The sequence below is a fragment of the Nonomuraea sp. NPDC048901 genome (assembly GCF_040649695.1).
Taxonomy (GTDB): domain Bacteria; phylum Actinomycetota; class Actinomycetes; order Streptosporangiales; family Streptosporangiaceae; genus Nonomuraea.
The window spans coordinates 37,439-44,149 of record NZ_JBEZFW010000040.1; the positions used below are offsets into that span (position 1 = coordinate 37,439).

7 protein-coding genes and 1 riboswitch are annotated in these 6,711 nt (G+C 68.2%); of the genes, 5 read left to right on the forward strand and 2 right to left on the reverse strand.

The features are described from left to right. Position 1: 1 nt before the first annotated feature. The gene (locus tag AB0C30_RS58045) at positions 2–1,165 is read right to left on the reverse strand and encodes an MFS transporter (RefSeq protein ID WP_357961752.1); all 1,164 of its coding nucleotides are present in this window, start codon (positions 1,163–1,165) and stop codon (positions 2–4) included. Between the two features lies 1 nt (position 1,166). Then, on the reverse strand, positions 1,167–2,591 hold the full coding sequence (locus tag AB0C30_RS58050; RefSeq protein WP_357961755.1) for a trehalose-6-phosphate synthase: 1,425 nt from the start codon (positions 2,589–2,591) through the stop codon (positions 1,167–1,169). A 31-nt stretch (positions 2,592–2,622) separates the two neighbouring features. Between AB0C30_RS58050 and AB0C30_RS58055 the strand changes: the two genes are divergently transcribed. The 5 genes from AB0C30_RS58055 to groEL form a co-directional block, all read left to right on the forward strand. Beyond that, positions 2,623–3,177, forward strand: a complete 555-nt coding sequence (locus AB0C30_RS58055; RefSeq protein ID WP_357961758.1) for an RNA polymerase sigma factor — start codon at positions 2,623–2,625, stop codon at positions 3,175–3,177. 79 nt (positions 3,178–3,256) lie between these two features. Further along, positions 3,257–3,398: riboswitch (SAM riboswitch) on the forward strand. Between the two features lie 13 nt (positions 3,399–3,411). Next, on the forward strand, positions 3,412–4,644 hold the full coding sequence (gene thrC, locus AB0C30_RS58060) for a threonine synthase (RefSeq protein WP_357961761.1): 1,233 nt from the start codon (positions 3,412–3,414) through the stop codon (positions 4,642–4,644). Between the two features lie 23 nt (positions 4,645–4,667). Then, positions 4,668–4,943 (forward strand): MoaD/ThiS family protein, encoded by a 276-nt coding sequence (locus AB0C30_RS58065; protein WP_357961764.1) that lies wholly within the window; start codon positions 4,668–4,670, stop codon positions 4,941–4,943. A 239-nt stretch (positions 4,944–5,182) separates the two neighbouring features. Beyond that, positions 5,183–5,383, forward strand: a complete 201-nt coding sequence (locus AB0C30_RS58070) for a cold-shock protein (RefSeq protein WP_068927743.1) — start codon at positions 5,183–5,185, stop codon at positions 5,381–5,383. A gap of 309 nt (positions 5,384–5,692) precedes the next feature. Continuing rightward, positions 5,693–6,711 (forward strand): chaperonin GroEL (gene groEL / locus AB0C30_RS58075; RefSeq protein WP_357961767.1); only part of this gene is annotated, 1,019 nt, incomplete at its 3' end.

Genomic DNA, 6,711 nt, shown 5'->3' on the forward strand with positions numbered 1-6,711 from the left:
CTCAGGCGCGTGGCCTGGCGATGAGCACACCGCCGGCGGCCAGCCCGATGAGGACGGGGACCAGCAGGAACGCGTTCCAGGTGCCGAAGCCGTCGGCGAGCGCGCCGAGCGCGAGTGGGCCGAGGGCCATCGCGGACCCGGCCCAGATCGGCGCGGCCGCGCCGGCCCGGTCGGGCCGGTCGCCCGCGTGCGTGATCAGCGCGGCCAGCGCGAGCGGGAAGTGCAGGGACGCGCCGAGCCCGCTGAGCGCGAGACCCGCGTAGGACAGGACGGGCCAGGTGCTCAGCCAGAAGAGCAGCCAGCCCACCGCGGTGACCGCCAGCGCGCCCAGGAAGAGCCGCGCGGGTGGCAGGCGTAAGGCCAGGTACGCGCCGGCGAACCGGCCCGCCGCCAGCCCGGCCAGGAACGCGGTCAGCCCGGTGGCCGCCGCGGCCGCGCTCAGGCCGGTGCGCGCGGCGAACAGTTCGGCGGCCCATAAGTTGAACGAGAACTCCAGCGCCACGCAGCAGCACAGCACGCCGCCCGCCACGAAAAAGCGCCACCCGGGCGGCGTCGACCGTTCGCCGACAAGCAGGGCCGCCGAGGTCGTTGCCGGGGGCCAGACCCGCGCCATCGTCACGACCAGCAGCGCGGTGAGCGCGGGGGTGAGGAGCAGCGCGGCCCGCCAGCCGAGTGCGGTCTGCGCGACCGCGCTGAGCAGGAAGGTCGCCGCCACGCCCGCCACGACGCCGACGGCGTTCGCCTCGCTCAGCGCGGCCGGGCCGGCCGGCCCGTGGTGCTCGCTGAGTGCGGCCATGGCGCTGTAGAGGGCGATCGAGCCGAAGCCGCCGGCCACGCCATAGCCGAGCAGCGTCAGGGGCAGCGCGGAGAACAGCACGATCAGGAGCACGCCCGCGTTCATCCCGGCCAGGCCGATCCAGGTGGTGGTCCGCCTGCCGTAGCGCCTGGTGAGGAGCGGGAGGGAGAGGCCGGCCAGGATCGTGCCCACGGCCATCGCGGTGCCGTGCAGGCCGGCGACCGTGCCGGAGGTGCGCTGCTGGAGGCGGAGGAGCGGCAGGGCCGCGCTCAGGCCGTAGATGAACGTGGCGAACGTACCGAGGATCAGGTAGATCAGCCAGGTCGGCCGGTCCCTGGTCAGCCGGGTGCTCTCTGAGATCGCCGACATGCTAGGCCAGCGCGTCCAGCTGGGCGGCGAACCACTTCTGCGGCGGGAGGGCGGTGGCCGCCGCCTCCAGCCGATCGCGGCGGTTCATGCGCTCCTCCTCGGGCATGACCAGCGCGTCGTGCAGCGCCACGGCCGTGCCGCTCACGTCGTAGGGGTTGACCAGGAGCGCGTGCGGGCCCAGCTCGGCCGCCGCGCCCGCCTCGCGCGAGAGCACCAGCGCGGCGCGCGACGACAGGATCGGGCCCTCCTTGGCCACCAGGTTCATGCCGTCGCGGATCGGGTTGACCAGCAGCACGTCGGCCAGCCGGTAGGCGGCCAGCGAGCGCGGGTAGTCGTCGTTGACGTTGAGTATCAGCGGATCCCAGTCCTCGGTGCCGAACTCGTCCTCGATCTCCTGGGCGCAGCGCTGCACCGAGGCGGTGTATTCGCGGTATTCGGGCAGGTCGTGCCGGCTGGGATAGGCGAACGCCAGATGCACCACCCGGCCGTGCCATTCCGGGTGGGCGAGCAGGAACTCCCGGTAGGCCACCAGCCCGCGGACGATGTTCTTGGACAGTTCGGTGCGGTCGATGCGGACGATCAGTCGGCGGTCGCCGACCTGCTCCTTGATCGCGGCGATGTTGGACTCGACGTCGGGCTCGTGGGCCCGCGCCCACAGCGCCTCGCCGTCGACTCCGAGGCCGTGCACGCCGATGCGGGTGGTCCTGCCCTCGTGGGTGACCGTACGGCCGGCCCGGTCGACCTCCGCGCCGAGCAGGGCGCGGCAGCAGTCCATGAACGCCCCCGCCCAGCGTTCGGTGAGGAAGCCGGCGTGGTCGGCGCCCAGGATGCCTTCGAGCACCTCGCGCGCGACGTCGTCGGGCAGCAGCGAGAAGTATTCGGGCGGCGCCCACGGCGTGTGGCTGAAGTGCGCGATGCGCAGGTCGGGCCGCTCGGCGCGGAGCATCGCCGGGGTCAGCGTGAGGTGGTAGTCCTGGACCATCACGCGGGCCTCGTGCCCGGCCTCCTCGGCCAGCGCCAGCGCGAACGCGCCGTTGTAGTCGCGGTAGGACTCCCACTCGCGCTCGAACCTGGTGCCGAACAACGGCGCGTTGGGAATGTCGTAGAGCAGGTGGTTGACGAACCACAGCGTGGAGTTGGCCACGGCGTTGTAGGCGCGGTGGAAGGTGGCCGGCGGGATGTCGAGCATCCGCAGCGCGCCGGTGTCGTAGCCGGCCTGGTCGAGCCGGCCGCCGGGCGCCTGGCGTACGGCACCGCGGTCACCATCGGTCAAAGCAGCACAGACCCACAGCACGCCGTCGTCCTTCAGGACCCCGGAGAGCCCGGACACCAGGCCGCCACCGCCGCGCTTCATCGTCAGCACACCGTCGTCCGAGACGGTGAACGAGACGGGTCCTCTGTTAGAGGCGACCAGGACGCTGTTCATTAAAGCTCCCTCCGACCATAGGATCCCAGCTATGGCGCTTGATGACCTAACCGAGGAACTCGCCCGCTCCGCCGCTGCCGGAGATCATCGCGCACTGGGCGAGCTCCTGAGGCGGATCGAACCCGATGTTCTGCGCCATTGCGCCCGAATCCTGCCCTATCACCAGGATGCGGAAGAGGCCTCCCAGGACACTTTGCTGGCCGTGGCGCGCAACATCGGGCGCTTCGAGGGGCGGGCCAGGTTCAGCACCTGGCTGCACATCGTGACGGCCAACTGCGCCCGTACGACCTACCGCACGCTGAAGCGCCGCTCGGCCGAGCAGACCTCCGACGAGCTCCCCATGCAGAAGCCCGACGCGCGGCGGGTCAGCGTGATCGCCGGGTCGCGGCTCGACCTGCTCGACGCGATGGAGTCGCTGGAGGCCAGCAAGCCCGACCTGGCCCAGGCCCTGGTGCTGCGCGACATCGTGCAGCTCGACTACAACGAGGTCGCCGAGCAGCTCGGCATCCCGCTCGGCACCGCGAAATCCCGCATCCACCAGGCGCGCAAGTACGTGCAGGGCGTGCTGGGGGAAGATTACCGCTGAGACTGTACGTCTCGCTTCGTGAGACGGTTGGTGGCTTGACGCGCCTGGCCAGGTAGAGTCAGCTCAGACAACTGAATATTGCTCATCCAGAGGGGTGGAGGGACCGGCCCTGCGAAGCCCCGGCAACCCTCCCGGATTCAGACTCGCGACAGGGCGAGGCCGACCGGGACAAGGTGCCAATTCCGGTCTGTGGTCAAGGTGGCCGCAGGCGAAGATGAGGGAAGGCCTCGCTTCATGTCGCACGACTTCGGACCCGCTGTCGCTCTCTCCTGCCGCGAGTGCGGCACCCGTTACGAACTCGGTCCCAGCTTCGCCTGCCTGGAGTGTTTCGGGCCGCTCGAAGCGGCCTACTCCTTCGGTGACGTCACCCGGAAGGACATCGAGTCCGGCCCCGCCAACATCTGGCGCTACCGCTCACTGCTCCCCGTGCCCGTCGACGTCGCCACCAAGCCGAACATGAACCCCGGCTGGACCAAGCTCGTCAAGGCCGGCAACCTCGGCCGCGCGCTGGGCATCAAGTCCCTGTACGTCAAGGACGACTCGGGCAATCCCACCCACTCCTTCAAGGACCGGGTGGTGGCCATCGCCGTCGAGGCGGCGCGTAACTTCGGGTTCCACACCCTTTCCTGCTCCTCTACCGGCAACCTCGCGGGCGCGGTCACGGCCGCCGCCGCACGGGCCGGGCTCGACGCGTGCGTGTTCATCCCCGCCGGGCTGGAGCAGGCCAAGATCGCCATGGCTCGCGTGTTCGGCGGCCGGCTGGTCGCCATCGAGGGCTCCTACGACGAGGTCAACCGGTTCTGCTCCGAGCTCATCGGCGACCCGCTGGGCGACAAGTGGGGCTTCGTCAACGTCAACCTGCGGCCCTACTACGCCGAAGGCTCCAAGACGCTCGCCTACGAGATCGCCGAGCAGCTCGGCTGGCGGCTGCCCGAGCAGATCATCATCCCGGTGGCCTCCGGCTCCCAGCTCACCAAGATCGACAAGGGCTTCAAGGAGCTGATCGCGCTCGGCCTGGTCGAGGACCGGCCTTACAAGATCTTCGCCGCGCAGGCCAAGGGCTGCTCTCCCGTGTCGACCGCGTACAAGGCCGGCCACGACGTGGTTCAGCCGGTCAAGCCCGACACCATCGCCAAGTCGCTGGCCATCGGCAACCCCGCCGACGGCCCGTACGTGCTCGACATCGCCCGCCGCACCGGCGGGGCGGTGGAGGACGTCACGGACCCCGAGATCGTCGCCGCCATCAAGCTGCTGGCCTCTACGGAGGGCATCTTCGCCGAGACGGCCGGCGGCGTCACCGTGGGAGTGCTGAAGAAGCTCGTCGAGACCGGGCAGCTCGACCCGGAGGCCGAGACCGTGGTGCTCAACACCGGCGACGGGCTCAAGACGCTCGACGCCGTCGCCGACGACGCCCAGCCCACGGCAGTGATCCGGCCCTCGCTCGACGCGTTCCGCGCGGCTGTCTGACAACCAGGAAAGGCAAGTTAATCATGAGCGTTTCTGTGCGGATTCCCACCATTCTGCGCACCTACACCGGTGGTAACGCGGAAGTGAGTGGGGAGGGCGCGACTCTCCGTGACGTGCTGGCGAAGCTCGACTCCGACTACCCGGGGATCGGCGCGAGAATTCTGGATGAATCGGGCAAGATTCGTCGTTTTGTCAACGTTTATGTTGGCGAAGAGGATGTCCGTTTTGTCGACGGACTTGACACGGCCGCCCCCGAAGGCGCGCAGATCTCCATCATCCCGGCGGTCGCCGGAGGGTAGTCACCCGCTCACTTCAGAAGGCGCTCCCATCTGGGGCGCCTTCTGTTTTTTCCGACAATTCAACGTTGAACGACTCACTCGCCGATGAAATGCGTAATTTGTTGATTGACTCTGTTGCCAAACGCTGTGCCACAGGTATGGTCGAGGGCGATCGTCTGGTGATTTCTCCATATGTCAGGCGATTGAGGGTCTCGCGTAGGAATGGGCGGGATCTATGAGCCCAGTAAGAGGAGTCGGAAGTGGCGCAGGGCACCGTCAAGTGGTTCAACGCGGACAAGGGCTACGGCTTCATCGCGGTAGACGGTGGCAAGGATGTATTCGTCCATTACTCAGCGATCATGATGGATGGCTATCGCTCGCTCGAACAAGGCCAGCGCGTCGAGTTCGAGATCACGCAGGGGCAGAAGGGCCCCCAAGCGGAGTCCGTGCGAGCGGTCTGAACTCACGAAGCTGGTATGTACCGGCAGGTCGCACGGCAGCGCAGTCCGGGCGAAACCACCACTCATCCTTCGTCGACTCGGCTACGGCGGGTCCGGGCGGGCCCGCCGTACTGACTGACCTGGGCATGCGGGTGTCTCAGCTTGCACTCGGCAGGGTAGAGTGCTAAACAGTTCGTTAGCACTCTCTGTTCGAGAGTGCCAACACTGGATCGGGACGATGGGGTCTGCCGAACGGAGATGCAGGCCCATGCCGTCGCGGGCGTCGGCTCGGTCCATTGAAGCCACCCTGCATCTGGGAGGTCTAGCCTTATGGCAGCCAAGATGATCGCGTTTGACGAGGACGCCCGGCGCGGTCTCGAGCGCGGCATGAACCAGCTGGCCGACGCGGTCAAGGTGACCCTGGGTCCCAAGGGCCGCAACGTCGTGCTGGAGAAGAAGTGGGGCGCTCCCACGATCACCAACGATGGTGTGTCCATCGCCAAGGAGATCGAGCTCGAGGACCCGTGGGAGAAGATCGGCGCCGAGCTGGTCAAGGAAGTCGCCAAGAAGACGGACGACGTCGCGGGTGACGGCACCACGACGGCCACCGTGCTCGCCCAGGCGCTGGTGCGCGAGGGCCTGCGCAACGTCGCCGCCGGCGCCAACCCGATGTCGCTGAAGAAGGGCATCGAGTCGGCGGTCGAGCGGGTCAGCGAGGAGCTGTCCAAGCTGGCCAAGGACGTGGAGACCAAGGAGCAGATCGCCTCCACCGCCTCCATCTCCGCCGCCGACCCCGAGATCGGCTCGCTCATCGCCGAGGCGATGGACAAGGTCGGCAAGGAAGGCGTCATCACCGTCGAGGAGAGCAACACCTTCGGCCTTGAGCTTGAGCTCACCGAGGGCATGCGCTTCGACAAGGGCATGACGTCGATGTACTTCGTGACGGACTCCGAGCGCATGGAGGCCGTGCTCGAGGACCCGTACATCCTGATCGTCAACTCGAAGATCTCGGCCAACAAGGACCTGCTGCCGCTGCTCGACAAGGTCGTACAGTCCGGCAAGCCGCTCCTGATCATCTCCGAGGACATCGAGGGCGAGGCCCTGGCCACCCTCGTGGTCAACAAGATCCGTGGCCTGTTCCGCTCCGTCGCGGTCAAGGCTCCGGGCTTCGGCGACCGCCGCAAGGCCATGCTGGGCGACATCGCCACGCTGGCCGGCGGCCAGGTGATCTCCGAGGAGATCGGCCTCAAGCTCGAGAACGCCACCCTCGACCAGCTGGGCCGCGCCCGCAAGGTCGTGGTGACCAAGGACGAGACCACCATCGTCGACGGTGCCGGTGACCCCGAGCA

Bases quoted from the DNA above. Each gene is read 5' to 3' on its own strand.
- AB0C30_RS58045 (WP_357961752.1), bottom strand. From the start codon at position 1,165: ATGTCGGCGATCTCAGAGAGCACCCGGCTGACCAGGGACCGGCCGACC.
- AB0C30_RS58050 (WP_357961755.1), bottom strand. From the start codon at position 2,591: ATGAACAGCGTCCTGGTCGCCTCTAACAGAGGACCCGTCTCGTTCACC.
- AB0C30_RS58055 (WP_357961758.1), top strand. From the start codon at position 2,623: ATGGCGCTTGATGACCTAACCGAGGAACTCGCCCGCTCCGCCGCTGCC.
- thrC (WP_357961761.1), top strand. From the start codon at position 3,412: ATGTCGCACGACTTCGGACCCGCTGTCGCTCTCTCCTGCCGCGAGTGC.
- AB0C30_RS58065 (WP_357961764.1), top strand. From the start codon at position 4,668: ATGAGCGTTTCTGTGCGGATTCCCACCATTCTGCGCACCTACACCGGT.